This is a genomic window from Methylomonas sp. LW13, from assembly GCF_016865255.1.
Classification (GTDB): Bacteria; Pseudomonadota; Gammaproteobacteria; order Methylococcales; family Methylomonadaceae; genus Methylomonas.
The window spans coordinates 2,970,044-2,995,751 of record NZ_CP033381.1 but is presented as its reverse complement, the minus strand read 5'-3'; the positions used below and the strand labels follow the sequence as shown (position 1 = coordinate 2,995,751).

The following is a 25,708-nucleotide window of genomic DNA, read 5'->3' as shown; positions in this document are numbered from 1 at the left end:
GTTTTGCATGGATAACTTTTGCATTTTTATGCGTTGCGCAACGGCTGAATGTCGCAGGGTTTATCGCGGTGATTAAGGACACGCTGATTAAATTCTTCGACCCGCTCAGGTTTAACCAGCAGCGAAATCGGCATGCTGAGCGTTTTCTGCAGATCCGCTTCCAACGAATTCCCATCCACTTGACTTCAGTTCTATCAGTGGCAATACCTATTGCCGCCGGCTTGCTGCAATGGTCGCTATGGTCCGCGCTGTCGCCCCTGACCTGGAGTTTGTTTTATCCGGCGGTATTTTTAAGTGCCTACTTGGGAGGAGTGCTTAGCGGCCTGCTTGCTACCGCGATGGCCGTTTCAATGGGTATCTATTTTTTTATCCCGCCTGAGGGAAGTTTTAACATTGCGGACGTGCGCTATTACTATTCCACGGCGATTTTTGCCTTGATGGGGCTGTCGTTTAATCTGGCTTTCGAACAATTGCGCCGCTCCAAAGCCGAATTGCAGCGCATTGCCAGTTTAGAATCGGAGGTTAACCACCGGCGTTTGAACCAAGCACTTCGCGCTGCCAACGCCGGTATCTGGGAGTGGAATTTACAGACCAACGAAAATCAATGGGATGAAGGTTTGTGGCGCCTGTATGGCTTGGAGCCGTTTGCTTGCCAAGCAAGCTACGACGTCTGGCTGTCCACTGTGCGTCCGGATGATCGCGCCATCGCACAAGCGGCAATTCACCAAGCGGTACAGCAAAATATCGAGTTGAACGTGGAATGGCGGCTTGCCGCACTAGTCGACGGCCGGGAGCGTTGGCTGATGTCGCGTGGTCAACCAGAGTTGGATGAGAAAGGTCGGCCTTTACTCTATCGAGGTATTGTCTTAGACATCACCGAACGCCGGCAAATCGAGCAAAGCCTGATAGAAAAAGAACGGCTGCTGGCAGATTCTCAGGCCGTGGCTCATATTGGTTCTTGGGTTCGCTACCTACCTGGCGGCCAAGCGATGTGGAGCGAAGAAACCTTTCGGGTATTTGGCCTATCACCCGAAACCGATCAAGCCTTATCCATGGAGCAGTTGTTGGAAACGGTGCATCCCGATGACCGTGCCGCCAGACGCGCCTGGCATCAGGACTGTTTGGCGGGTAACAGCGGTAATGGTTTGGAATACCGTATTTGTACTCCGCAAGGACAGCAGCGTTGGGTGTTGTCCAAAGCCAAACTGGAGACCACGGCCGATGGTCAACCCTGGCGCTTGATTGGGACCGTACAAGACATCACCGAAGCCAAGCTCGCGGCCGCGGAAAAGCAGCGTTGGATCGATGCTTTCCGCTATTGCGGGCACGGTATAGCCATAGGCAACCCCGAGACCGGCCGCCTGGTAACCTGCAATCCGGCGTTTGCCGAGATGCTGGGTTACGACAACGCCGATCAGTTTGAAGGCCAACTCATTCTGTCCCTGTACGCGCCGGAATACGTCGAATCGGCCGCACAGCGTCTGCATGAAGCCGACCAATTCGGCAAAATACGTTACGAATCGGTTTATCGGCGCCAGGATGGTTCTAAGTTTGACGTGTCGGTGGATTTGGTCAGCGTCAAAAATGCCGAGCAAAAGGTGATGTATCGGGTGGCCACGGTACAGGACATCAGCGTGCGGAAAAAACAGGAAATGGAATTGCTGCAATATCGGGATCATTTGCAGAACCTGGTCGAACAACGGACGGAACAGCTCAACCAAGCCTTGCAACGCGCAGAGCATTTGACGCAGGTAAAAAGCAGTTTTGTGGCGAATATGAGCCACGAAATCCGCACGCCGATGAATGCGGTGCTGGGGTTTTGCTATTTGCTGGAACAACACACGCTGAACGAAGAAGAACACAGTTTGGTGCGGAAAATTCGTGATGCCGGGCGTTCTTTGTTGGCGATTATTAACGATATTCTGGATTTTTCCAAAATCGAGGCCGGACGCCTGGAGATCGAAAACCTGCCGTTCCGGCTCAGCGATATGTTCGATCACCTTGCGGCCTTGATGGCGGCGGCAGCCGACCACAAAAATCTGGAATTGATCATTATCCCGCCGGCCGGTGTCGATGCTCTGGTCGGCGATGGCCTGCGCATTCAACAAGTCTTGATTAATTTACTCGGCAACGCGATTAAATTTACCGAACGCGGCGAAGTCGTGTTGCGCGTGACTGTCGATGATTGGCAAAGCGGCGATACGGTGGCGATGCGCTTTGCCGTCAGCGATACCGGTATCGGTATTTCCGAACCGCAATTGGACGATGTGTTTGCCGCCTTTACCCAGGCAGATAATACAATCAGCCGCCGCTTTGGCGGCTCGGGCCTTGGCTTGGCAATTTGTCGCCAGCTGGTGAATTTGATGGGGGGCGAGTTGCGGGTAAACAGCGTAGCCGGCCAAGGCAGCGAATTTTGGTTTGTCCTGCGGTTGCAGCGGCATCTTGATTGCAATCCGGCGCAGTCTCTCCCGCATTTGCACCATTTGAAATTGCTGGTGGTCGATGATTGTGAGACTACGCGCGAAGCCGTCAATACCTCGGCGCGAAGTCTTGATTGGTATGCCAACGCCGTCGACTCGGGTGAGGCGGCAATCGTCGAACTGCTCGCCAGTCTGGAACGCGCCGATCCTTATGACGTGCTGTTGCTGGATTGGCCTATGCCGGATGTCGACGGTACGAGCATAGCCGAAGCTATCCGGGCTTCATTGGCGGCGGTTAACCCAGATCAGCCGCGTATAGCCATTATCTTGATGATCAGCTCATCCTATTCCCGGGAACTGCTGGCGGTTGATGCCGACATGAAGCATGTCGAGGGGATATTGAGCAAACCGGTAACCCCTTCCGCATTGTATAACGCCGTCGCGGCGGTATTGTCGAAATCCCCGCCGCTGCCAGTTTTGCCGGATAAATCGTGCAATTCGGCAGGCACACGTATGCAAGGTCTGCGGATATTGGTGGTGGACGATAGCGACATCAATCGCGAAGTGGCCAGGCGCATTTTGGAGTCGGAGGGCGCGCAAGTCAGCTTGGCGTGCGACGGCCAAGACGCGGTGGATTGGTTGTTTAAAAACCCTGGTGCTGTGGATTTGGTATTGATGGATGTGCAAATGCCGCGCATGGACGGTTATGCCGCCACGCGGCGGATACGCAAAAATCCGGCGTGGTCTGATTTACCCATTCTGGCACTCACGGCCGGCGCCTTTAAAAACTTGCAGGAAGCAGCGCTGGAAGCCGGTATGAACGATTTTATCGCCAAGCCCTTTAACGTACCGCAAATGCTGGCTTTGATCAGGCGTTGGACCGGAAACAATTCGCCGCTCGGAGTGACGGGGCTGGCATCCGGCGATCCGGATGACGGGTTGATTCCCCGCGGCCAATCCGCCCCACTCATTGTGCCGACAACTCTATACCCAGACGATTGGCCGGGAATCGATGTTAACGCCGGCCTAAAAATGTGGCATAAGCGCGATCTTTACCAGGCCTATCTGGCACGCTTTGTCGAGCAGTATCGCACAGCCGGACGGGACATTAGTGTCGCTGCCGAGCAAGGTCAACTTGCCGAGCTTGCCACCCTGACGCACAAGTTAAAAGGCGCGGCTTACGGTTTGGCTCTGACCGAGGTAGCCAAACGCAGCGTCGAATTGGAAACGGCCTTGCATCACAGTCAGCCGTTGGGCGCGGCCGCCGCAGCGCTGCAACAGGCGCTTGACGTAGTGATCATCAGCATCGGTAACTTAAGCGCAAACTCCCTGTCACCGCTTGACCATAGTGCTCAAAGCGAGGCGCCCGATGGTATCAAACCCTTGTTAAGCGAATTGTTAACGGCGCTGGATGAAGATAACCCCGGTCATGCCGAGCGCCTATTGCTGAAATTGGCGGGCTTGGTGGATGCCGATTTATTGGCGCCGCTCGCGACACAAATTCGCGACTATAATTTTCGGCAAGCTGAAAGCTTAGTTCTGGCGTTAATAAGCCAACTCGATATACCAAAACAGTAAGATACCCATGCCTAATAATCCGATTTTGATCGTGGATGACGAACCCGCGAATTTGGCGATACTTCGTGAAATTCTGGAGCCTACCTATCGTTTGGTGTTTGCGCGTAACGGTGAGGAAACCCTGCTGGCTGTTGCCAAACACCGGCCGAGTTTAATTTTGCTAGATATTCAGATGCCGGATATGAACGGCTACCAAGTTTGTCGGGCTTTGAAAGCCGATCCGGCCACCGAAACCATCCCGGTCATATTCGTCACCGCTTTATCTGAGTTGGGCGATGAGGAGCAAGGATTTGCGGTGGGCTGTGTGGACTACTTGAGTAAGCCGGTGGTGCCCAGTCTGGTGCGTGCGCGGGTGAAAACTCATTTGTCGCTAGTGAGAGCCACGCAATTGGAAAAAAGCCACCGCGATGCAATCTATATGCTGGGCGAAGCCGGACATTATAACGACAACGACACCGGGGTACATATTTGGCGGATGGCCGCTTATGCTAAAGCCTTGGCTCTAAATGTCGGCTGGACTTGTGCCGACGCCGAATTGCTGGAGTTTGCCGCGACGATGCATGATACCGGCAAAATCGGCGTGCCCGATGCGGTACTGAGTAAACCGGGGGCGTTGGACGAAGACGAATGGCGCATCATGCGCCGGCACTGCCAGATTGGTTACGATATCCTGTCGAAAAGCGATGCACCTATTTTTAAATTGGCGGCCGAAGTGGCCTTGTCGCATCACGAAAAATGGGATGGGACCGGCTACCCAAATGGGCTGGCGGGCCTAAGCATTCCCGAATCGGTGCGTATTGTCGGAGTGGCCGATGTGTTCGACGCATTGACCATGCGCCGGCCCTATAAAGAAGCTTGGCCGGTCGAGAAGGCGGTCGCGACTATCCGCGACGGTGCCGGGCAGCATTTCGATCCGGCGATGGTGGCCTGTTTTCTGGATATCCAACCGCAAATTTTGCAAATCAAGGCCGACTGGGAAATTCGCGAATAGGCGAAAACTTGATAGGTACTGATAAGCTTTGCGCTGCCGACATGCCGATTTTGAGGCAGTTGCATCAGGCTATTTTTAGGCGTGTTGCGCTAAAAATACTTATCGGTCGGCTATTGCCATGCGTCGGCGTTCTGCGCATACTTGTGGCTAAGTTTTATTAGTACCAACAGGGATGAAAAATTCAAAGATCCTACCGCCAGCCACCAATAGTGCTCCAACTTGTGCCATCAGCGCGATTCGTCAGGCAAAGGCCTTGGAAATTGCGCTATCCGGAGACTGGGTGCTGGATGCGCAATTACCCGCTTTGGAACCCATACTCGCGCAGATTGAAACCCAGGTTATCGAAAAAATCGTCGTGTCTACGGCGGCGCTTGGCCGTTGGGACAGCATGTTGGTGACGGAATTAATTAAGCTAATTGATTACGCCGAGCAAAAACAGGTGGGCGTGGATAAGGCCAGCTTGCCGGCATCGATTCAAGGCTTGTTGGCTCTGGTTGCCGCCGTGCCGGAGCGCGTCGATGCGCACCGCGAGCAAACCCAGAGGTCGTGGTCGCAGGCTTTGGCGGTCAGCACCGGAAAAGCCATTCAGCATGGCAAGGAGATGTTGATTTTTGTCGGGGAAATGATGATCAGCATCTTCGCCACGCTGCGCGGACAAGCCCACTTTCGCCGCCAGGATTTATGGCTGTATATTCAAGAGTGCGGGCCGTCGGCGTTGCCTATCGTCACCTTGATCAGCTTGTTGGTGGGGTTGATTCTGGCTTTCGTCGGCGCGGTGCAGCTGTCGTTGTTCGGCGCGCAAATTTACATTGCCAACTTGGTTAGTCTGGGCATGACCCGGGAAATGGGCGGTTTGATGACGGCGATTATTATGTCCGGCCGCACCGGCGCCGCGTATGCCGCGCAGATTGGTACGATGCACGTCAACAGCGAAATCGATGCGTTAAAAACCATGAACCTGGACCCGATGGCGTTTCTGGTGTTGCCGCGCATGTTGGCCTTGATCATCATCATGCCGCTTTTATGTCTTTATGCCGATTTGATGGGCATCATCGGCGGCGGCTTTGTAACGGTGAATTTTTTTGACGTGTCGCTGACCGAGTATCTGGACCGCACCGCCCATGCCGTGAAGATGAAGGATTTTATTATCGGCTTCGTGAAGTGCTCGGTGTTCGGGATTTTGATTGCGCTATCGGGTTGCATGCGCGGCATGCAATGCGGCCGCAGTGCCTCGGCGGTCGGCGATGCCGGCACCTCGGCGGTGGTAACCGCCATCGTGTTTATCGTCGTTGCCGACTCGGTAATGACCATCATCTGCAACCGGCTGGGGATTTAACGATGGCCGAGGCCTGCATTACAGTAAAAAATCTAACCATGACTTACGGCGATTTCGTGATTCAGCGCGATCTGAATTTTACGATCAATCGTGGCGACGTGTTTATTATCATGGGCGGCAATGGCTGCGGCAAAACCACCTTGTTGCGGCACATGATAGGCCTAAAGTCCCCGGCAAAAGGCGATGTCTGTTATGGCGATCAAGGCCTCTGGCAAGCCAATCCCAAAGCCCGCCAGCAAATTTTGGCACGCACCGGCGTGTTGTTTCAAAGCGGTGCTCTGCTCAGTTCGATGACCTTAGCGGAAAATGTGGCGCTGCCGATTACCGAAGCTACGCAGTTGCCAGCTAAAAAGGTGCGGGAGATTGTCTCCTATAAACTGGCGTTGGTCGGCTTGGCGGGATTTGAAGATTATTATCCCTCCGAACTCAGCGGCGGCATGCAAAAGCGCGCTGGTCTGGCACGGGCCATGGCCCTGGACCCGGAAATTTTGTTCTTCGACGAACCGTCGGCCGGCTTGGACCCTATCACCGCCAAATTACTGGACGATCTGATTCTGAGCCTGAGTAGCGCTTTGTCGGCCACCATCGTCGTGGTTACCCACGATCTAGACAGTATTTTCGCGATTGGCAACAATTCGGTGTTTCTGGATGCCGAAACCCGTACCAATATTGACGGTGGTTCCCCGCAAAAACTGCTGCACGAATCCAAACACCCCAACGTGATTCGATTTTTAAATCGCGGCGACCAAACCGAGCAAAATAGCAATCATCGACACATGAGGAGTCCTGCGTGAGCAAACAAGCCAATCCACTCGCCATCGGCGCGTTTTTGGTCGGCGCGTTGATTCTGCTGACGGCGGGCGTGATGATCTTTGGCGGCAGTGATTTTTTTAAGGATAAAAAACGCTTCGTGATTTTTTTCGACTCGGCTTTGAACGGTTTGAATGTCGGCGCGCCGGTTAAATTGCAGGGTGTGCAGATCGGTAACGTCAACGAAATTTCCTTGGTGATGGATTCTGCAACCGGCCGGATTTTCAAGCCGGTGGTCATCGAAATCGACCCCGCCTTGCTGCAAGATTTGTCAGTACAGCAATCCGGCGGCCACAGCAAAAAACAGCGTATGCAGGACGCGCAACGTCTGATAGACGCGGGCTTGAAGGGGCGGCTGGAGACGCAGAGCTTGCTGACAGGCTTACTCTATGTCGATCTTAATTTTTATAGCGATAAACCGGTCAATCTGATTAAGCTGGATTACAAAAACCTACCCGAGCTGCCCAGCGTGCCGACTACCGTTGACGAAATCCGCAATACCGCCGATGAAATTCTCAATCGCGCGCGTCAGCTGCCGGTCGAGGAGATGATGAAGAATTTGGCGGATACCCTCAGCGAAATGCGTAGTTTGCTGCAATCCGACGACACCAAGCAATCGTTGGCTGCTTTAGCTAAATCCTTGCAGGAAACTCAGCGTTTGATGGCGACATTAAACAATCAGATCGGACCGTTAATGAGCAACGCCAATGGCGCTTTGAGCGATACCCGCACCACCTTGCAGGACTTTAACCAGGAATTGTTGCCGGTGTTGAAAGCCGCCGAACAAAGTCTGAACGCCGCGACCAAGGTGATGGAAGGCTCGCAAAACGCTTTGACCGCTGTCGAAACCTTGGCCGCGCCGGATGCGCAACTCGGGCAAGCCTTGGTGGAAATGCGCAATGCCGCCCGGTCCTTGAAGGATTTAACAGAGTCGCTGGAAAGGCGGCCGGAGTCGTTGATATACGGCAAATAGCTAGATTTAACCGGATGAATATGAAACACATAATTTATTTGCCAATGCTACTTTCAGCGCTGCTGCTGGCCGCTTGTAGCAGTCAGCCGATGCAGTTTTACATGTTGAGCGCCGAAACCGACACGCCGTCTGTTGCTGCCGTTTTACCGGCCGATACGGTGTTGGGCTTAGGCCCGATTCATTTGCCGGCGTATTTGGACAGGCCGCAGCTAGTCACTGCGCTGAGCGAGCATCAATATGAATTGGACGACCAACATCGCTGGGCTGAACGTCTGGATGACAATATTGCCCGGGTTTTGCGGCTTTCTTTAGCCAAACAATTGGGCATAGACCAAGTGGTTCGCTATCCCTGGACACCGCGTCAGGCTATCGATTACCAAATTAGTTTTGATATTCTTGAGTTACATCAAACCGCCAGCGGCCAAAGCCGCTTCTCCGTGCAATGGCAGTTAAAAAAAGCCGAACAAGTCGTGCTCGGCAAACGCTTCGAATGCAGCGAAGCGGCAGGTAAGGGCGCTGAAGCCAGTGTCGCTGCGCAAAGCCGTTGCTTGACGCGCTTTAGTATTGAATTGGCTAATGAAATTGCCGGACTGGACTCAATGCATGGCCGTTGAAAGCGGCTAAGACCATCTGATCGTTCTGCTGGAACGCCATTTTTTAGGTGTCGCTGCTACGGCTTATTTGCCATCCAACACCACGATTCCGTCCCATGCCAAAGGCGGCATTTCACTATAGTGCAAAGCTTTTTGCAGATAAAAACGGCTGGGTCCGTCGTTGGAGTCGACAGCGAGTGCCGTTTGGAATAAGCGAGTAGCCTCCGGCCACCGGCCTTCCTGGAATGCGGCCAAACCGTCGGCAAACAGAGCGTGCATTTGGTTCTGCGAGTTATCGCCGCTGATTTTTACCCCGACGACTTCCACTAGATTCAACGGCTCCGCACGGCCGACGACGCGAAACGTACCTACCGGTCGGGTAACAATGCTCTCCAAGTCGGCTGCGATGCTCTGCGCTGCCAGAATCCGCGTACCTAAATACTTGTTCACCCCCTGAATTCGCGACGCAATGTTGACTGTATCGCCAATAGCCCGGTAATGACTGGAGCTGCCGGCGTCCAGGCTGCCCAGCGTTAGATCCCCTTCATGCAAGCCGATGCGGGTGGCGAGTGGTTCCTGGCTGGATGAGAGGTTGAAAGACGCCACCGCCGTGGCCATTTCCAGCGCGGCCAAGCAAGCGCTGCGGCGTTGCTGCGTTGCCGGCGCATCGAACCACACCGCCATCATCGCGTCGCCGGTCACATCGGCTATGACGCCGCCGTGGGACACTACCGGATGCCCCAGCACCTGGTAGTAGGTATTCAACAGCGTCCACATTTCCCGGGGCGAATGTTGGGCGGCGATGGCGGTGTAGTCTTCGATGTCGGTGGCTAGGCACAAGCCGGAAACATCTTTTTCGCTTTTAGCGATGCCGACGTTAGCGCTTTCGGTCCATTGTCCCGGCGCCGCGGGCAACATGCCGACCCATTGCGGAAACACTCTACTGACGAATTCAAGTATCCGCCCCCGTTCGCACATTAAGTCGTAACGCGACCAAGCCAAACTGAGCAGCCATGACAATGGCAATTGTATTAATAAGGGCCCGGCGATTGGCAACCACCAGTGGAGCCGAGCGAACAACCAGACAGCCGAGCCGGCGTAAGCCACAGTGAAAATCAGGCTGAGGACGATGCCGCGCCAACCGGCAAAACTGAATAGCAACAAGGCGACAAGCAAACCAAATACGCTGGAAATTATCCAGCCCGGCGCCGGGATTTCGATAAAACTGTCTTCCAGTAAATTGGCGAATTGCGTGGCCATGATCTCCACGCCGGCCATTTTGCCGGTATGCGAGTCGGAATAGGGCGTAGGGAAAAAGTCCGATTTACCCGGCGAAAACTGGCGATTGGCGCGGCCGACGAATATCACTTTGCCTTGTAAGTCTTTGACCTTGCCTTCGTAAACATCGGCGTAGGATTCCATTCTGAGCGTGCGCGGCGGGCCGTAGTAATTGAGATAGCGGCTGTCGCCTTGGCAGATGGCTTTGCCCAATAGGCGTTTCTGTGACGAATCAACCGGTGGCTCATTGGTGTTGTTTTGGCAATTGCGTCGTTGTTCGGTCAACCAACTGGAAATAGGTCTAGGGGTGACTGGAAGCTTGCGCGCTTGGACTTGATGGTAATACCAAGTCAACACAGGCATACTCGGCGTTTCGGCTAAAGCGTCGAAAAAAGTCCAGACCTCGCGAACGCTGGTAGAGGTCGCGTCATTGATTAAGAAAAACGGTGCATGATCCATAACCGCATCGGCTATGGTTGGCGTCGGTGGCACTTTGCGCATTGCCACTAGTTGCTCGGGTAATTCGGTATTTGAATCGCCTTCCCGGGAAATTGCCGGCAAGCTATTCGTGTCGGAACATTCCTCGCGCCCGTAAAAATCCTGGTCGCCGTGGCGAAATTTCTGTACGCATTCGACCAGTAAAATATTCCCGGCGGCTCGCATGGCGGCGGCAAGGGCTTGGTCGTCGGCAGGGTGGGGACGAATAAATTGCAGGTCGAAGACAATCAAACTCGCTTCCTGCTTATGCAATTGCCGGATCAAATCTGCGTGAAACCGACGCCAGCGGGTCAGGTCTTGACCGACGCCCAACCGGTTTTCCGATGTTTCGTCCATTGCGACAATTACAACGTCAGAGGGTGGTTTTTGGGGGCCGCGAATATCGAACAACCAGTCGAGACCCATTGAAAGTTCAAGATCAGTCAATGTGTTGCTAAGACTTCCCGCTGTCAGTGCAAGCATGGCAACAACTAACGCACGGTAGCAAAGGTGCTTCATCAGGATTTATAGAAACCTATCCGCCACGGCCAAAGACCGCAGGCGGAATCAGAATCTATTACTGTTGGTTCGGCCAATAGTGGTCTATGTTGACGAATATTGGACAGATACTTGAGTGGGATACTCAGCGCTCATTGTCGTTGCAATTCTCGTATTGATTTCCACCGGAGTACACAACATTGCAATCAGAGCCTTCGTATAAAGTGGTCACCGAGATGACAAAACGAGCCGATTTGGTTTTACCATTTTTCTTGATTTCGCCCTGTATCAATTTTTTGCTAAGTTCCAATGCGTTTGTCAATTCAGGATTGTTGTCGCTGACAAGTAATTCAACAGTACATTTTGTAGCGTTGCCAGAGCTTGATTTATCGGTGACGCGGTCACCAGCACTTTGGATGCAGGCCGCCACTTCTTTGCCCGACTCGGGATTCAGTGCTACGATTTTTCCTGTTTCGAAATTGACGCCAGTAGCCAAAGCTACGCGCTTTTCGAGGAATGTCTTAATCGCAGAGCATCCTACCACTAACAAGCTGCTCAAAATTAGTACCAAACTGGTTTTATACGCAGTTCTTATATTCATTTTATTTCTCCTATAGATTAAAGTTTCTCGCAGTTAAATTAATAAAATAAACTGAGTTTTACGAATAGCTGCCGTTCAGGTATGAACGGACTAATTTGTGGGCCGCTGGCGTCGAAATTGCTTTGATAGTTAAATTTGTTATCAAATAAGTTTCTTACCTCAAAGTTAATTGTACCCAACCTTCTCGGCATCCGATAACCTATGGCGGTATCGAATGTCCAAAAATCTTCACTGCGATAATCTAAGGGATTGATAGCTGAACTGCTGACACTGGCAACGTGTTGATTAACATAGGTGCCACTAATCCTCGCGAATAGACCAACGGGATGGAATAAATTTAATGAGATGGGGACTTGATGCGTTTCCACATTTTGCGGAGAGTTCGACTGCGTTCTGCGAGCGGTGTAGCTTCTATCAGTTGCATCGAATCGGTATTCAGATTTAAGTGTCATCCATTCCGTTGGTGTCCAGTATGAGTATGCGAGATGAGATGACTCTGCTCGGTTTTGGTTGGCAATAAGGCCATTGTCCGAAAACGGTTGTTGACTATCCCGCCAACTAATTTCACCGCCCAAGAATATGTTTTGTATAGGCTGGTAATCCGTTCCCAATCCGTAGCGCCAAGCTCTTGCATCGGTGTTTTCGTCAAAAAACTGATTAAAGCCGGCAACTTGGGTGGGTTCTATGGTTTGATTGGCCACTAGTTGACGATTCATAGTCCTAAACACTGCACCGCGTAGCGTGAGGTTGTCGAATGGGTTCCAGGTGATGCCGAATTTTGGATTGAATTGGTCTCGGCTCAACATATTTGGTTTACTTTGAAAGGTTCTGCTCCTGCCGTTGGAGTCTCGTGTTATCGATTGGAAATCATTGATCTGGTTATTCACCGAGTCATAACTAATACCTATGGTTGTTATTACTCCGGGCAATAAATATTGTTTAGAATAAATGTAGCCGTTAAATCGGTCAGTGTTATATTGTTGCTGGGTGCTGGAGTTTCTTAATAATGGGGGGGGCACAAAAAAATTGATGTTATTATTATAATTGAAGTGGTTATCTAAATTAAGATAGCCAACACCTGCGATCAGTTCGAAATTGTCCGGGTGAAACAAATATTGCCACTCAGTTTGGTAACCGTTACTTTTTGTTCCAGATGTTGGGTCGGAAATATTCCAATTGAGTGGTCTCGATGAACTAAGATCAACCAAATGATTGCTGGTTGTGTCGTTTCGGGAGGTATAAAATCCCGAAGCGATAATATCTTGTTCGGGATTGATTCGATAACGTCCGCCAATCCTCGCCGTATCCTGTTTGATGGTTTCCCTCAGCGTTGCATCGTGCGATGCGTTTAAACGCATCGCCACATCGCCAGCGCCTAGTTCTTCCGATTTCAACTCGGCTTGCAGGCTAAAGTCAGGTGTGAAGGTATATTGCGCAAAGGCATCGTAAATGTTTTGCTGGTAATCGTCATTTTGACGAAATCCGTCAGTTTGGTAATGAAACTGCCCCAGACTCATCGACAGCTTGTTGTATACGCCTGAGATTACGGCAGTGTCGGTTTTGGTCTCTCGACTACCGTAAGCGCCGTTCAGGACCATATGTGCGCCGTTGCCGGTGTATAAGGTATCGTATTCGTTAGCCGACAAGTTGCCTGGACCCGTATTGTTAAGCACGCCGATATTCTCGCCGGTCAGTTGCGGTTGTACCGGCGTAATGTTGATCGGTTGCAGCAACTGCGCCTGCAACAGTTCGCTGGCGCGGGCGACGCGGTAGCGCGGTTGGCCGACGTAAGAGTCCGATAGAAAACGATGAGCTGACGGGTTGGTGGCATCTTGGCCCAGGGACTTCCAGGCTTCTTTCAACGCCACCCGGCCAAATCCCAAGTCGTTGTAGATGCGTGCCAAGTTGGCGGTGCGGGCCGCAGCGTCTTCGTCCAACAGTAGTTTCGAGCGGTATACGCCGCGGTTTTCGTTCAGCTCTATAGCCTGTTGCATGTCGCGCAGCGCTTCGACTGGACGATTCAAGGCTTGCTTGCGCAGTGCATCGTAAAAATAAGGCGTCGGGTCTTTCGGGTCGTGTTGCTTTGCCAGGTCGAATTGGTCGCCGGCCAACGCGGGGCGCTTTTCTTCGTAATAGGCTTTGCCCAGATAGCTGCGCAACAAGGAATTGCTTGGGTCGAGAATAGCGGCGATTTCCAGGTCGCGGCGGCCGGCTTCCAGGTCGCCGCTGCGGATTTTTGCCAGACCTAAGCCCTGGCGCGGTAAAGGCGCGGTAGAGTCCAGCTGGACGGCGGATTCGAAATGCCGCATGGCTTGGGCAGTATCCACGCGAAATAAATGCGAAAAACCCTGTACGGTTTGCGTTCTTTCCAGATTGGCGTCGAGCATGAAGGCTTTAGTCGCCGATTGTGCGCTTTCTTCGCGCAAGCCCAGCGCCAACTGTAGTTCGGACAGCCGCGCCCAAGTCATCGCATCGTCAGGTGCCAACTGGCTGGCACGCTGTGCTGCTGCCAAGGCTTTTTCCAGTTCGAAGCCGGCCTGTTGGCTGTAGGACAGCGCTGAGTAAGCGGTTGCCGATTGCGGATTTGCCGTTACTGCACGTTCGGCCAGATTCAGCGCGTCTGTTTTGCGATTTTGGGTCAGCGCCAGAATACTTTCCAGAGCCGAAGCGTCCGCGTCATTCGCGTTGCTGGTTCGCAAGGCTTGAATGTCTTGCATCGCCAGCTGGCTTTGCCCGACTGTCAGCCTGATTGCTGCACGGGTTTTCAAAAACTCCGGCGACTGTTCAACGGGTGGTGTCCGCTCCAAAGCGCTTAGCGCCAAATCGATCCGGCCTTGCCGATAATTCTGAATCGCGGCACGCAGAGCCGGAGTTATCGGCGCGTCCGGCTCCGCATAGGCTGATAGCGGCGGGTAATACAAGGCCCAATTCACCGCATCGGCGGGCTTAAGATCGATTTGCGCGCGCGGAGCCTGGCCCAACAAGGTTTGCCCCGCTTCGCCGGCTTTCAGGTGAATGTCGCCGTAGGTATTGAAAAAGCGCACAGCGCCCTCGTAAACCCACAATTCGGCGCTGGCATCATCGGCGCGTAGCGCAAATTCGGTGCCTTCCGGGCCGGCGTTGGCGATGGGTGTGGTGATTTGTAACTGTTTGGGCGTGCGGCTGATGAAATGCACAAAGCCCTTCAGCAAATCGACTAAAGTGGGCTGGCTGGGGACGATGCCGTTTAAGGTCAAGACGGTGCCTTCGGCCAAACGCAGCGTGATGCCGTTCGGAAGTAACAAGGATGCGCGGCTGTAAGCTTCGACTTTAACCCTGCTGCCTTCGCAAAGAGTTTGTTCCAATTGTGCCGGTTGCCATTGGCCTTGCGCGCCGGCGTCGTAATATAAACTGCCTTGCAGCGAAACCAGTCTGGCGGCTTTTTCCACGCTACAGCTTGTCGCGGTCGCATCGGTTTCCGCCAAACACATTGGCGCAAATAAAACCATGAAGCAAATCACAAGGCAGCGCATTTTATCTCCGAAAGATGTTTTTTTTCGGATGATAAAGTCTGAAACCCTAACTGATCAAGGTAATAATTAACTTTGCTCGGGATTTTCTTATTTTTGTCAATTGGCCCAAGGTGCAGTTGCGATCATGCGCTGCCGATAATCGCTACAGGCAGCTCACCATGCGGCCGGTGGGGTGGTTTCGATGCGTAGCGTTTTTTCGTCGACGCTGATGTAACCGCCTTTGGTTAGTTCTTTCATCACTTTGTTAATCATTTCCCGAGATGAACCCACCATGGTCGCCAGCTCTTGCTGAGTCGGGCGGTTATGAATCACGTAGACGTCGCCTTCCTTTTCCGCCATGTCTTGCAGTACCTTAATGGTACGTTCGTACACATTCGACAAGGCCATTTGTTTGACTTTCTCGGTCAGAAATCTGACTTTTTCAGCCAATACTTTAAGTAAGGCAATCGCCGCATCGGGGTGTAGTTTCAACCAGTGGATGAAATCGGTTTTGGCGATGACCGCGCACACGGTTTTTTCCTGGGCTTCCACCGCGGCGGAACGCGGTTCGTCGCTAAGCAAGGCCAGTTCGCCGAAATAAGAGCCGGCCTCCTGAATCAATAAGGTGACCTCCTTGTCTTTGTCGTTACTGCCAAACACCCGCACCTTGCCGGACAAAATAATGTACAGCGAACTGGTCTGGTCGCCCTCGGCGATGATCATGGCCTTTTTCGGAAATTTAATGACCTTGGCCCTGGATGCCAAAGCTTCCAAAGCCTCCTCGGGCAGATCGGCGAGAAAGGGGATGTGGTTCAGACTGGCGATGACTTCTGCTTGCATGATGAGGCTATAACCGCTTGGTTTAGTAGAGTGCCGCTTTTGATAACGGTCTGGTTTGTAGTTGACGCCTAGCATACTAATTTTGCGTCATGATAGTGAAGTATTTCACAGATTGTCAGCCAATTAAATCACAGACATACCCCTTTTACGGCGGCAGCGGAAATAGCGCTCGGCGCATTGGCGAACTTCAACTTTGCAAAACCCATCCCGCCAAGCGCCTGCCGTTTATACCCAGCTTTTGCCGGTACGCAGCAAGACCTCGAATGCTGATGCCGGTAACGGCTTGCTGAAGTAATAGCCTTGTATCTCGTCACAATGGTGTTGGCGCAGAAACTGGCAGTGTTGTTCGGTTTCCACGCCTTCGGCGATCACCTTGAACGCCAGGTTGTGCGCCAGTGCAATCACCGCCAATACAATAGTGGCATCTTCCGGATCGGTGAGCATGTCGCGCACGAAAGATTGATCAATTTTCAGGGTATCTACGCGAAATCGTTTCAGATAGCTGAGGCTGGAATAGCCGGTACCGAAATCGTCTATGGACAGCTTCACGCCAGCGGTCCGGAGCTAGCTAAAAGTGGCGATGACCTTCTCCACATCCTGAGCGATCAAACTCTCGGTCAGTTCCAGTTCGAGTTGAGCGGCCGGTAGACCGGTGTCTTCGAGCGTATTCATCACCCAACTGATCACATCCTGCTGTAGAAACTGGCGCGCGGATATGTTCACCGCCACACAGACCGGTGGCAAACCGGCGTCTGTCCAGGCTTTTGCCTGAGCGCAAGCTGCGCGCAGCACCCAATCGCCAATGGGCACGATAAGCCCGGAGTCCTCGGCAATTGGAATGAACTGAGCGGGAGATACCGCACCCATTTCGGGATGTTGCCAGCGCAATAAGGCTTCGCAGCCGGAAATTTGGCCGTTTTTCAAGTTGACCTTGGGTTGGTAGGCCAGCTGAAACTGTCCCAATGCCAACGCTTCCCGCAAGCGCGTTTCTATATTGACACGGCGCAGGGTTTCCTCGCTCATCTCGCGGGTGAAGAATTGACAGGTGTTGCGGCCTAGGTCCTTGGCGCGGTACATCGCCACGTCAGCGTTGTCGATGAGCGCCTCGGCGGTTTCGCCGTCCTGCGGGAATACGCTGACGCCAATGCTCACGGACAAATGGATATTACGCCCCTGAACCAGAAGCGGACAATCAAGATGCCTGACCACTTTTTGGGCGAGGAAATAGGCATCGCTATCTTTATTTAAATCAGTCAGCAAAATTAGAAATTCGTCACCACCCAGGCGAGACACGGTATCACCGTCCCTGACCAGGCTGCCTAGCCGCTCGGCGGCGACCTTCAGCACCGCGTCGCCGAATGGATGGCCGTAGCCGTCGTTAACTATCTTGAAGCGATCCAGATCCAGATAGAGTAGTGCCAGCTGATTGCCGGCGCGGCGCGCGTGGGCGATGGCTTGGGCAATGCGGTCCTGGATCAGGTCGCGGTTGGGCAGGCCGGTGAGGCCGTCGTAGGTGGCCAGATAGCGAATCTGCAGCTCGGCCTGTTTGCGCGCGGTGATGTCCTGAATGGCACCTATCATCCGCACGCCGCGTCCCGTGTCGTCACAGAGCAATTGGCCGCGATCAAACAAGTCGGCATAGCTGCCGTCCTTGCGCCGAAAACGGTATTCCTCGGACCAGGTGTTCTCGCTGCCGGCTACGGTGGCTTGAAGGTGTGCAACCACGCGGTCGCGGTCGTCGGGGTGGATGCGGCGGGCCCAGAAGTCGAATGAAGGCAAAATTTCGTCAGTGGTGTAGCCGAACACAATTTGAAAGTTCTCGCTCCACCAGATGTTGTTGCTGGCGAAGTCCCAGTCCCACACGACATCGCCGGTCGCACGGGTGGCGGCGTGGAAGCGGGCCAAGCTTTCCCGCAATGCGGCATCCGCGCGTTGTCGTTCCGAGATGTCGTTTAGAAACAGCGTGCGGACTTCCAAACCGTTGCGTGTAAAAGCCGCCACTCGCAATTCCGCGTCGAATACGCCTTGGGTGCCGACAAATTGAAACGCGCCGGAATCGGTGGTGCTGAGAATCTCGGCCCAATCAGCGTGGCCGTCGGGCGCAAGCACAGCATCGGTGATGGCCTTACCCAGAATGAATTCACGCGCCAGGCCAAACAAACGTTCTGCGGCGGCGTTCCATTCTATAACGGTCAATTGGTGATCCAGGCTAAAGATTGCGGTGTGAGTGGAGTCGAAAATTGCGCCTTTTAAGGCCAGAGAAGCGGCTTGCTGTTCCTTGGCTTCCAGCAGTTGTTTAACGGCCACGGCCATGTGGTCGAGGGCTTCCCCCAGAATTTGGGTTTCCCGGAACTCGTTCGTGGCGAAAGTGGCGGCCGCCGGGGGTTCCAGTTCGGTATGACCGATGCCGGCGACCCGGCGCTCCAGCGCCGCCAGCGGTTTGCCGAAGCGCCGGGCCATGCGCATTGAGACCAGCACCAGTCCTGCGGTAATTGCCACGCCCATACCGCCCACCTGATACAACTGGCGACGCAGCATGTCTTCGATAAACGATACTTTTCGCGAAGTAATGACCAACCAAGACATGCCGCCTTTCAGCGGCATGCGGCGGGCGGCAACCCAGCGTTGCTCGCCTTCCAATAGCATGCGGTCTAGGAATAATTCGCCGGTGAAATTCAGCAAAGGGCTCAAATCGGCAGGCAAGGGCAACGGCGCTCGGCCTACTTGCAACTGATCGCCGATTAGGCGGGGAGCGGCTCCCAACTCCAGGACCTGAAACCGGGAGTGATATTCCGTACCTATGGCGCTTAGAAAGCTATTCAATGCCGGGATGTCGAAGTCAGCATCCAGAACGCCGATCAAACGTCCGCCCGCATCTTTCAGCACTTTGCCGTAGCTGAAGCCCCACAAAGGCTCGTTGCCTGTAAATGGCGCCGCCCAGCGGTAAGCCGGAACCCAGGTGTCGCCGCTCGGGCTGCGCAAAGCGGCTGCGTAGAACGCATCGCTGCGGGGATCGTAGTGTTGGTTAAACAGCTGTTGATGGAGCACGAATCCCTGCTCGGTCAATATGAACTTTCGCGCAGGCGGGCCTTCCGTGCGGTCACCCGGAAATAGCCAAAGTAAAATCTCGCCATTTGCAGTTCGTTCCAACGCGCCGTATTCGCCTGAAGCTGCCAAGGAAATGCCCAGATAACTTAATTCCGGGCGTTGTTCGAATGCCGCCAGCGAATATTCCAGTGTCGATTGTAAAGTGGCGCCCGTTACCTCCGGGGCTATCGCGGCACGTTCAGCGGATTCGGCTGTCATCTCCGCCGCGCGAATCAAAATCTGCAGGCGCTCGGTCGCGCGGTCCAGGGTTTCTTTCACCTCCCGCCGGGTGGTTTCTTCGGTGCTGGCGACGCTTTGCCAAGTCATGCCTATTAACAGCGCCAGACCAAGCAACATCACCAAACCCACGATATTGGAAATTAAAACTCGGGTAAATGAAGGAGCAACTGTTTCGGATAACGTTGTCTGTTTCGCGGGTGAAGGCGCGTTATTCATGGTTGTTTGGTCAATGGCTATCGCTGTGAAGTGATCTTGTTAGCGCATCTTGGGCAGTACGCTGCAAAGCTGGAATCGTGTCGAGTTCGGGCAATTGCGTAAGCGGCAGCTCCCGATCAGTTTGGTTCTCGAAAATCGCCAAATTCTATAAATGCCGTCATTTGTATCAAAGACATTGTCATGCAAATCGGCCCAATTTATCGCTGCTGCCCCGTTTGGGCTGCATTCGTCGAAGCCTGAAACGGTTTAAGCCTTCGATAGAGCCTTTACCCCAAAGGCATTTAGGCCAGCGGTATTTTAGGGCCGCGATAATAATTGTAGATGCTGAAGACGATCTTTAAATTTAGCCGGTAAAAAAGTTTCGCAAATTACGCATCCAGCCAAGCTCCGCTTTTAGCGTAGCCGCCATAGCGGCACGAATCCTTGTCGAATGAAAAACTACCGCCATTCGCAGTGGAATTTTTCACAGCTTTCCAGGGTGGCGAACACCTAAAGTATCAATACCCGCTCAAGTTCACAAACCGGTAGATGGGGATGTGGTTCGGTAAGCAATGCTGCCGGTATCGCAGTCGTTGGGCCAGCTATGAGCCGGCCTCATCACTTTTTTAAGGAGAAAGACAATGTCTCAAAAATCCAAATTAGATCAAGCTCTGAAGGTGTTGCAACCTGAGGAAATCAGCCAAGTTTCCGGCGGTTTAGTCGATGTCGGCACTGATTTAAGTCAGTTTCCCCGTAAATTCTGGCCGGTCATCAATCCAGGGTCGTTCGTGATTAAAGCCAATGCTGGCTTGGTTGTGCGCTAAATCACTTCCCTGAAGTCATCTTTTATTTTTTGGAGAGCTGTCATGTCAAACAAAACCACTCGAATTTCTGCCGATGAATTATCCGCCTTTGCCGCGCAAGGTATAGAACGCGCTTTGCAAGCCCGCGAGGCTGCCGGCGTGGAATTGAATCAGGCGCAACTGGATCAAGTTAGCGGCGGCGCCTCGTTAAGCTTGGTGCTGAATAAAGGCATTATCGCCGGCGGCCCCTGGTTCGATCAGTTTAGAGGATTAAATAATGTGATTACCAATCAGGGTGCCGGCGGTTTGGCCGGTGGCTTAGCGGGCGGCCTGCAAGGAGCAACCCAGCTGGGTTGATAAGGCCATGACCTCGGAGAACCCAGTGTTATGTCCCAGCGCGCAGCCGGAATGGGAAGGTGCCCAGGTCATCGGGGTGATGACTGGCACTGCGGATCAGCCGGAAATGGCTTATCTGCAAGCCCCGCAACCGGTGACCGAGCAATTGCTCGAATTGGCGGGCCCGGTCAGTCCGGCGGAAGTGTTCCGCTTTTCCGCGCCGTGCGCCTGCACCGGTTGCGGTCACTACGCGGAAGCGGAGTCCAAATGCCGGCTGGCTGAAAAAGTCGTGCGTTTTACGCCGACGGTCACCGAGCAATTGCCGGTGTGCGCGATTCGTGCCGACTGTCGTTGGTGGCTACAGGAAGGCCGCTCGGCGTGTTTTAGATGTCCGCAAGTGGTGACCAATAACCTCAAGCCGACCGAAGACATGCGGCGGGCAGCCGACTACGGCGTTCTCTGAGGGTTTTGGTCGCAATGTCAAAAAGGGTGAGAAGGAAACGGCGCTATGAAACATGAGTTATTTCGACAACAAGCCTTGGACTTTAAAAAAGACAAGCCCTTAGGGGAGGTTATTCACGTGGAATCCTTGTCGTTTGCCTTTCTCACCGCTTTAGCCGTCAGCAGCGCTTTGCTGCTGGTCGCCTTTGCCTTTTGGGGCGAGTACACCCGCAAATCGCATGTGAATGGTTATTTGTCGCCGAGCATGGGATTAATCAAAGTGTATGCGCCGCAGGCCGGCACCTTGATCGAAAAACACGTGCGTGAGGGGCAAGCCGTGAAAGCCGGCGATACGTTGTTCGTGTTATCCACCGAAAGTAGTTCACGGGAAACCCCGCAAGCTCAGGCCGCGGCGATTGAACAACTGAAACAACGCCGGGAAAGTCTGGAGACCGAACTGGTGAAGCAAGAGCAAATCGATCAGATTCAATACCGTTCGGTGTTGGATAGACTGCATGGCATGCAACGCGAATTGCAACAAGTCAATAATGAAATAGACACCCAGCAACAGCGTTTGGCCGGTGCCGCGGCAACTTCGCAACGCTATCAGCAGTTGCTAAGCACAAAATTCGTTTCGGCCGTGCAAGCCCAACAAAAACAAGATGAATGGTTGGATCACCAAGCCAAGCTGCAAGCCCTGCAACGGGTACAGATGACCTTACAACGCGACATCCGCTCCGCGCAGTTGGAAGCGGACAGTAGCCAAATGAAATTTAAAAACCAGCGCGCGGCCATCGAACGCAATATTTCGAGTTTGGCGCAAAACATCACCGAATCCGAATCGCGCCGCAATATTGTAATCACCGCGCCGCACGACGGCACCGTCACCACCATCCTGGCGGAGCAGGGACAAAATGCCACGACCGCCAATCCCTTGCTGTCCATCCTGCCGCAAGGTGCCAAATTGCAAGCCCAGTTATTGGTACCGTCCAGCGCGGTGGGCTTTGTCGAGCAGGGGCAGACCGTGTCGGTGCGTTATCAAGCCTTTCCCTATCAACGCTTCGGTAGTCATCAAGGCCGTATCGTCGAAATCGCCAAAACCTTGATTACCCCCAAGGAAGCCGATTTGCCGGTGGCTTTGCAAGAGCCGGTGTACCGGGTCACTGTCGAGATCGATAAACAAGCGGTGCAAGCCTATCGCCAGGATATTCCGCTGCAATCCGGCATGCTGCTGGATGCGGATATTTGGTTGGATCATCGCCGCCTGATCGAATGGGTGTTCGATCCTCTTTACAGCATTCTAGGACGGGTTTAATCATGACTATGCAACATATCCTCGACTTTTCCGGCCGCAGGAAGACCCCGCTGATCCTGCAAACCGAAGCAGCCGAATGCGGTCTGGCTTGCCTGGCGATGGTGGCCAATTTTCATGGGCACCGGGTGGATCTGGCCAGTTTAAGACAAAAGTTTTCCCTGTCTTTGAAAGGCTCGACCTTGAATCATCTGATCCAGATCGCCAACCAATTGCATCTGGGTTCGCGGCCGGTACGGGTGGATTTGAACGAACTGAGCAGACTAAGCCTGCCGGCTATTTTGCATTGGGATTTCAATCATTTCGTAGTTTTGACCCAGGTCAAACGCGGCGTGGCGACGATACACGATCCGGCCAAAGGTACCGTGCATTTGCCCTATACCGAGGTCTCCAAACATTTCACCGGTATTGCTTTGGAGTTGCAGCCCACCCAAGCTTTTACCGCCAAAACCGAACGTCAACAAATCAAACTTTCCCGCCTCATCGGCCGATTGAACGGTGCCTCCAGCGCTACCTTGCAAATCATTTTATTGGCGGCAGCCATCGAAGTGTTTGCAATCGTAGCGCCTTTTTTTATGCAACTGGTGGTGGATAACGCGGTGGTGGCCCGGGATACCAATTTATTGACGGTATTGGGATTGGGATTTCTATTGCTGGCCTTGATTCAGATAGGCATTACCGCGCTGCGTTCGTGGGTGGTGCTGGTACTCAGTACGTCGGTGAATTTGCAGATGATGAGCAATCTGTTCGGACACTTATTGCAGCTGCCGATGAATTTCTTCGAGAAGCGGCATCTGGGCGACATCGTCTCGCGCTTCGAATCCTTAAACGTGATTCAACGCACCCTGACCACCAGCTTTCTGGAAGCGATTATTGACGGCGTGATGGCGTTGGTGACACTGGGTATGATGCTGGTGTACAGCTGGAAGCTTGCGGCTATCGTCAGCTTGGCCGCGCTGCTTTACGGAGTATTGCGCTTGTTGTCGTTCGCCCCATTACGCGCAGCCAGCGAAGAGCAAATCCTGCGCGCCGCCAAGCAGCAAACCAATCTGCTGGAAACTGTGCGTGGCATGCAAAGCGTGAAGTTATTTAATCGCCAGTTGCAACGCCGGCACGGGTATCAAAATTTGATGGTCGATCATTTCAACGCCGGCATCCGCGTGCAAAAGCTCAATATCATTTACCGCGCCCTGAACAGCTTGTTGTTTGGGGTGGAAAACATCGCGGTGATCTGGCTAGGCGCCTTGTTTATTCTGGACGGCGGCTTTTCGGTGGGGATGCTGTTTGCGTTTATGTCCTTTAAAGACCAGTTCACTCATCGGGTGGGCAGCTTCATCGAAAAAGGCATCGAATTCAAAATGCTGGGCTTACACACCGAACGGGTCGCCGATATTGCGTTGGCGGAAGCCGAAGATGAGCATGTTAGTGGTGCCCGTCACGAGCAACTGGCGGCATCGATCCAAATCCGCAATCTGGATTTCAGTTATGCGCCGTCCGAGCCGCCGGTGCTGAAGAACCTGAATCTGGATTTTGCCGAAGGCGAGTCGGTGGCGATCATTGGTCCGTCCGGTTACGGCAAAACCACGCTGGCCAAATTAATCTTGGGTTTATTGCAGCCCAGTGCCGGCGAAATCCTGATCGGCGGTGTGCGCCTAAACCGCATCGACAGCCACGATTACCGCAATATGGTGGCGGCGGTGATGCAGGAAGATCAATTGTTTGCCGGCTCTATTGCCGACAACATCTGTTTTTTTGACCCGGAGCCGGATCAAGCCTGGATCGAAACCTGCGCGCAACTGGCGGCGGTGCATCAGGATGTGATGACCATGCCGATGGCTTACAACACACTGATCGGTGATATGGGCACGGTGTTGTCCGGCGGCCAAAAACAACGGGTGCTGCTGGCCCGCGCTTTATACAAACGCCCAAAAATTCTGGTGTTGGACGAAGCCACCAGCCACTTGGATGTGGCCCGCGAAAAACTGGTGAACGGTGCGGTGCAGCAACTGAAATTGACCCGCATCATCATCGCCCATCGCCCGGAGACTATCGCCTCGGTGGATAGGGTGATTGACTTACAAGCCATAGCGGCAGATGCGCTTGCCGGCCCGTGTTATGCGTCGCAGGCGGCTTAGATGTTGCTGCGCAGTAAATGCTCTATGTTGCCGGATTCGTTATAAAATCGTCGAAAATTTTTAAACATTTTACGACTGGATTTTATGAATAACGCCATTGAAACACACGCATCCAACGATATTTTTTCCGAAGCCTTTTTGCTGGGTAATTTAGGCGCACCGTTTATTTTGGGAATGGCGATTGGCTATTTCGCCAAAAAAATGCTGCGCACGGCCTTGTTTGTCGGTGGGGCGATTGTGTCGATATTGTTCGTTGCCGAATATTACGATCTTATCAACATCAACAATATGGCGTTGGAAAATGCGGCTAGCTCAGCCGCAGAGGCTGCCAAGGAATCCGGCAGTTTCTTGCTGGATCGGCTGGCGGTGTTTACCAGCCGGGGTGTTAGCGGTGCAGGCGGTTTTTTTGTGGGATTTAAACTCGGGTAAACCGGTTTTTGCTTACCCGGCTAAGGGTTGATCATGTGGCTCAGTCAGCAGCGTGTTTTGCCTAGCTACATAGTGCCCACTTTTTTGCGTGGGCACTATGTGTCGTGAATATCACTTCAGACTATTTGCGATTAACAGGGCAGATTTATAAGATTCCAGCCGTTAATTTCGGCCAGGAAAAATACCTTGTGTGGCTACACAGTAAGTGATACCCAAAGCAGGTGAACGGTTATCAAAAGGCAGGCTTTGTCCCGCAGGCTGAACGGAAGTGGTTGGCCTACCCGTAAAATTTATGATGTTTGCCTTTAGGGAAGCGTTGGGGGCATCGCTTGAATAGATATTATCTCTCGATGTCGAGGCCGCCAATACATTGCCGGAGGGCGTACTCTTATTGCCGGCTGTACTTACTGCGTCAATCGTAGCGGAAACGTTATCTAAAAAAGTTTGCGCACCATGGGAGTGTAAAGGCATTTGGCTTAGTCCTAGGGTTACAAAGTCTATGCCGATTTCTTGGCCAATCGATATTGGCGATAGCCCCGGACCTTGTCCGACCCCGATTGGCGAACGGCCGCGCAGATCCGGTAGCATAAATGTTGTTTGTCCATCACCGCCATACTGCGTACCCAATAATGAAAACAAGGCTGTGTTTTGCGCAATGCTCAGCGTCTGTCCGGCGGCCTCCAGATAACCGCGCGGGCAAAAGTTAAAGCTAAATGTGCAAATCTCGCCGAGAAAGGGGTCGGAACCGCAAGCCGAGGCTGATACTGGTAAGCCGGTGATAGCGATCATGGCGAGTTTCAAGAGTGGTTTATTGAATGCTTTTGACATGTTGAGTACCTTTAAA

The 25,708-nt window shown here is 53.1% G+C and carries 17 protein-coding genes and 1 pseudogene; 12 read left to right on the top strand and 6 right to left on the bottom strand.

Annotation, left to right across the window (positions count from 1 at the left end; translation table 11 throughout):
• Positions 1–197 precede the first annotated feature (197 nt).
• From JL719_RS13590 to JL719_RS13565, 6 genes are all read left to right on the top strand, one after another.
• Positions 198–3,998 carry a response regulator gene (locus tag JL719_RS13590; RefSeq protein WP_129871410.1) on the top strand — a complete coding sequence of 1,267 codons (3,801 nt, stop codon included), beginning with the start codon at positions 198–200 and terminating at the stop codon, positions 3,996–3,998.
• Between the two features lie 7 nt (positions 3,999–4,005).
• On the top strand, positions 4,006–4,989 hold the full coding sequence (locus JL719_RS13585) for a response regulator (RefSeq protein WP_033158800.1): 984 nt from the start codon (positions 4,006–4,008) through the stop codon (positions 4,987–4,989).
• 172 nt (positions 4,990–5,161) lie between these two features.
• Positions 5,162–6,325: an MlaE family ABC transporter permease gene (locus JL719_RS13580; protein ID WP_033158799.1), complete on the top strand. Its 1,164-nt coding sequence runs from the start codon at positions 5,162–5,164 to the stop codon at positions 6,323–6,325.
• 2 nt (positions 6,326–6,327) lie between these two features.
• On the top strand, positions 6,328–7,119 hold the full coding sequence (locus JL719_RS13575; RefSeq protein ID WP_033158798.1) for an ABC transporter ATP-binding protein: 792 nt from the start codon (positions 6,328–6,330) through the stop codon (positions 7,117–7,119).
• Complete coding sequence (locus JL719_RS13570; protein ID WP_033158797.1) at positions 7,116–8,108, top strand: MlaD family protein; 993 nt, start codon at positions 7,116–7,118, stop codon at positions 8,106–8,108. The genes JL719_RS13575 and JL719_RS13570 overlap by 4 nt, the downstream gene beginning before the upstream one ends.
• A gap of 20 nt (positions 8,109–8,128) precedes the next feature.
• Entirely contained in the window at positions 8,129–8,722 is a 594-nt protein-coding gene (locus JL719_RS13565) for a PqiC family protein (protein WP_165385963.1), read from the top strand.
• Positions 8,723–8,785: 63 nt separating this feature from the next.
• On the opposite strand, the gene JL719_RS13560 is transcribed toward JL719_RS13565, so the two are convergent.
• The 5 genes and pseudogenes from JL719_RS13560 to JL719_RS24100 all read right to left on the bottom strand — a co-directional run bounded on the left by JL719_RS13560 (position 8,786) and on the right by JL719_RS24100 (position 18,346).
• Positions 8,786–10,939: an adenylate/guanylate cyclase domain-containing protein gene (locus tag JL719_RS13560; protein WP_129871409.1), complete on the bottom strand. Its 2,154-nt coding sequence runs from the start codon at positions 10,937–10,939 to the stop codon at positions 8,786–8,788.
• A 160-nt stretch (positions 10,940–11,099) separates the two neighbouring features.
• Complete coding sequence (locus tag JL719_RS13555) at positions 11,100–11,555, bottom strand: hypothetical protein (protein ID WP_033158794.1); 456 nt, start codon at positions 11,553–11,555, stop codon at positions 11,100–11,102.
• Positions 11,556–11,593: 38 nt separating this feature from the next.
• Positions 11,594–15,067 carry a FecR domain-containing protein gene (locus JL719_RS13550; RefSeq protein WP_033158793.1) on the bottom strand — a complete coding sequence of 1,158 codons (3,474 nt, stop codon included), beginning with the start codon at positions 15,065–15,067 and terminating at the stop codon, positions 11,594–11,596.
• A gap of 153 nt (positions 15,068–15,220) precedes the next feature.
• On the bottom strand, positions 15,221–15,886 hold the full coding sequence (locus JL719_RS13545) for a Crp/Fnr family transcriptional regulator (RefSeq protein ID WP_033158819.1): 666 nt from the start codon (positions 15,884–15,886) through the stop codon (positions 15,221–15,223).
• A gap of 225 nt (positions 15,887–16,111) precedes the next feature.
• Positions 16,112–18,346 (bottom strand): annotated as a pseudogene (locus JL719_RS24100) (putative bifunctional diguanylate cyclase/phosphodiesterase).
• 1,703 nt (positions 18,347–20,049) lie between these two features.
• On the opposite strand from JL719_RS24100, the gene JL719_RS13530 reads away from it, so the two are divergent.
• The 6 genes from JL719_RS13530 to JL719_RS13505 all read left to right on the top strand — a co-directional run bounded on the left by JL719_RS13530 (position 20,050) and on the right by JL719_RS13505 (position 24,864).
• The gene (locus JL719_RS13530; protein WP_033158792.1) at positions 20,050–20,232 is read left to right on the top strand and encodes a hypothetical protein; all 183 of its coding nucleotides are present in this window, start codon (positions 20,050–20,052) and stop codon (positions 20,230–20,232) included.
• Between the two features lie 42 nt (positions 20,233–20,274).
• Positions 20,275–20,568, top strand: a complete 294-nt coding sequence (locus JL719_RS13525; RefSeq protein WP_033158791.1) for a hypothetical protein — start codon at positions 20,275–20,277, stop codon at positions 20,566–20,568.
• Between the two features lie 7 nt (positions 20,569–20,575).
• Complete coding sequence (locus JL719_RS13520) at positions 20,576–21,010, top strand: hypothetical protein (RefSeq protein WP_033158790.1); 435 nt, start codon at positions 20,576–20,578, stop codon at positions 21,008–21,010.
• Between the two features lie 45 nt (positions 21,011–21,055).
• Positions 21,056–22,303: an HlyD family secretion protein gene (locus JL719_RS13515; protein WP_033158789.1), complete on the top strand. Its 1,248-nt coding sequence runs from the start codon at positions 21,056–21,058 to the stop codon at positions 22,301–22,303.
• 2 nt (positions 22,304–22,305) lie between these two features.
• Entirely contained in the window at positions 22,306–24,435 is a 2,130-nt protein-coding gene (locus JL719_RS13510) for a peptidase domain-containing ABC transporter (RefSeq protein ID WP_225892856.1), read from the top strand.
• Between the two features lie 84 nt (positions 24,436–24,519).
• The gene (locus tag JL719_RS13505) at positions 24,520–24,864 is read left to right on the top strand and encodes an FUN14 domain-containing protein (protein WP_033158788.1); all 345 of its coding nucleotides are present in this window, start codon (positions 24,520–24,522) and stop codon (positions 24,862–24,864) included.
• A 162-nt stretch (positions 24,865–25,026) separates the two neighbouring features.
• Here JL719_RS13505 and JL719_RS13500 read toward each other — a convergent pair whose 3' ends face one another.
• A complete protein-coding gene (locus JL719_RS13500; protein ID WP_201798991.1) occupies positions 25,027–25,692 on the bottom strand; it encodes a phage tail protein in 666 nt (221 codons plus the stop codon).
• Positions 25,693–25,708 lie beyond the last annotated feature (16 nt).

What these genes read in the sequence shown, in the direction of transcription:
- JL719_RS13585 (WP_033158800.1), top strand. Translation starts at nt 4,006, where the DNA reads ATGCCTAATAATCCGATTTTGATCGTGGATGACGAACCCGCGAATTTG.
- JL719_RS13580 (WP_033158799.1), top strand. Translation starts at nt 5,162, where the DNA reads ATGAAAAATTCAAAGATCCTACCGCCAGCCACCAATAGTGCTCCAACT.
- JL719_RS13575 (WP_033158798.1), top strand. Translation starts at nt 6,328, where the DNA reads ATGGCCGAGGCCTGCATTACAGTAAAAAATCTAACCATGACTTACGGC.
- JL719_RS13565 (WP_165385963.1), top strand. Translation starts at nt 8,129, where the DNA reads ATGAAACACATAATTTATTTGCCAATGCTACTTTCAGCGCTGCTGCTG.
- JL719_RS13560 (WP_129871409.1), bottom strand. Translation starts at nt 10,939, where the DNA reads ATGCTTGCACTGACAGCGGGAAGTCTTAGCAACACATTGACTGATCTT.
- JL719_RS13555 (WP_033158794.1), bottom strand. Translation starts at nt 11,555, where the DNA reads ATGAATATAAGAACTGCGTATAAAACCAGTTTGGTACTAATTTTGAGC.
- JL719_RS13550 (WP_033158793.1), bottom strand. Translation starts at nt 15,067, where the DNA reads ATGCGCTGCCTTGTGATTTGCTTCATGGTTTTATTTGCGCCAATGTGT.
- JL719_RS13545 (WP_033158819.1), bottom strand. Translation starts at nt 15,886, where the DNA reads ATGCAAGCAGAAGTCATCGCCAGTCTGAACCACATCCCCTTTCTCGCC.
- JL719_RS13530 (WP_033158792.1), top strand. Translation starts at nt 20,050, where the DNA reads ATGTCTCAAAAATCCAAATTAGATCAAGCTCTGAAGGTGTTGCAACCT.
- JL719_RS13525 (WP_033158791.1), top strand. Translation starts at nt 20,275, where the DNA reads ATGTCAAACAAAACCACTCGAATTTCTGCCGATGAATTATCCGCCTTT.
- JL719_RS13520 (WP_033158790.1), top strand. Translation starts at nt 20,576, where the DNA reads ATGACCTCGGAGAACCCAGTGTTATGTCCCAGCGCGCAGCCGGAATGG.
- JL719_RS13515 (WP_033158789.1), top strand. Translation starts at nt 21,056, where the DNA reads ATGAAACATGAGTTATTTCGACAACAAGCCTTGGACTTTAAAAAAGAC.
- JL719_RS13510 (WP_225892856.1), top strand. Translation starts at nt 22,306, where the DNA reads ATGACTATGCAACATATCCTCGACTTTTCCGGCCGCAGGAAGACCCCG.
- JL719_RS13505 (WP_033158788.1), top strand. Translation starts at nt 24,520, where the DNA reads ATGAATAACGCCATTGAAACACACGCATCCAACGATATTTTTTCCGAA.
- JL719_RS13500 (WP_201798991.1), bottom strand. Translation starts at nt 25,692, where the DNA reads ATGTCAAAAGCATTCAATAAACCACTCTTGAAACTCGCCATGATCGCT.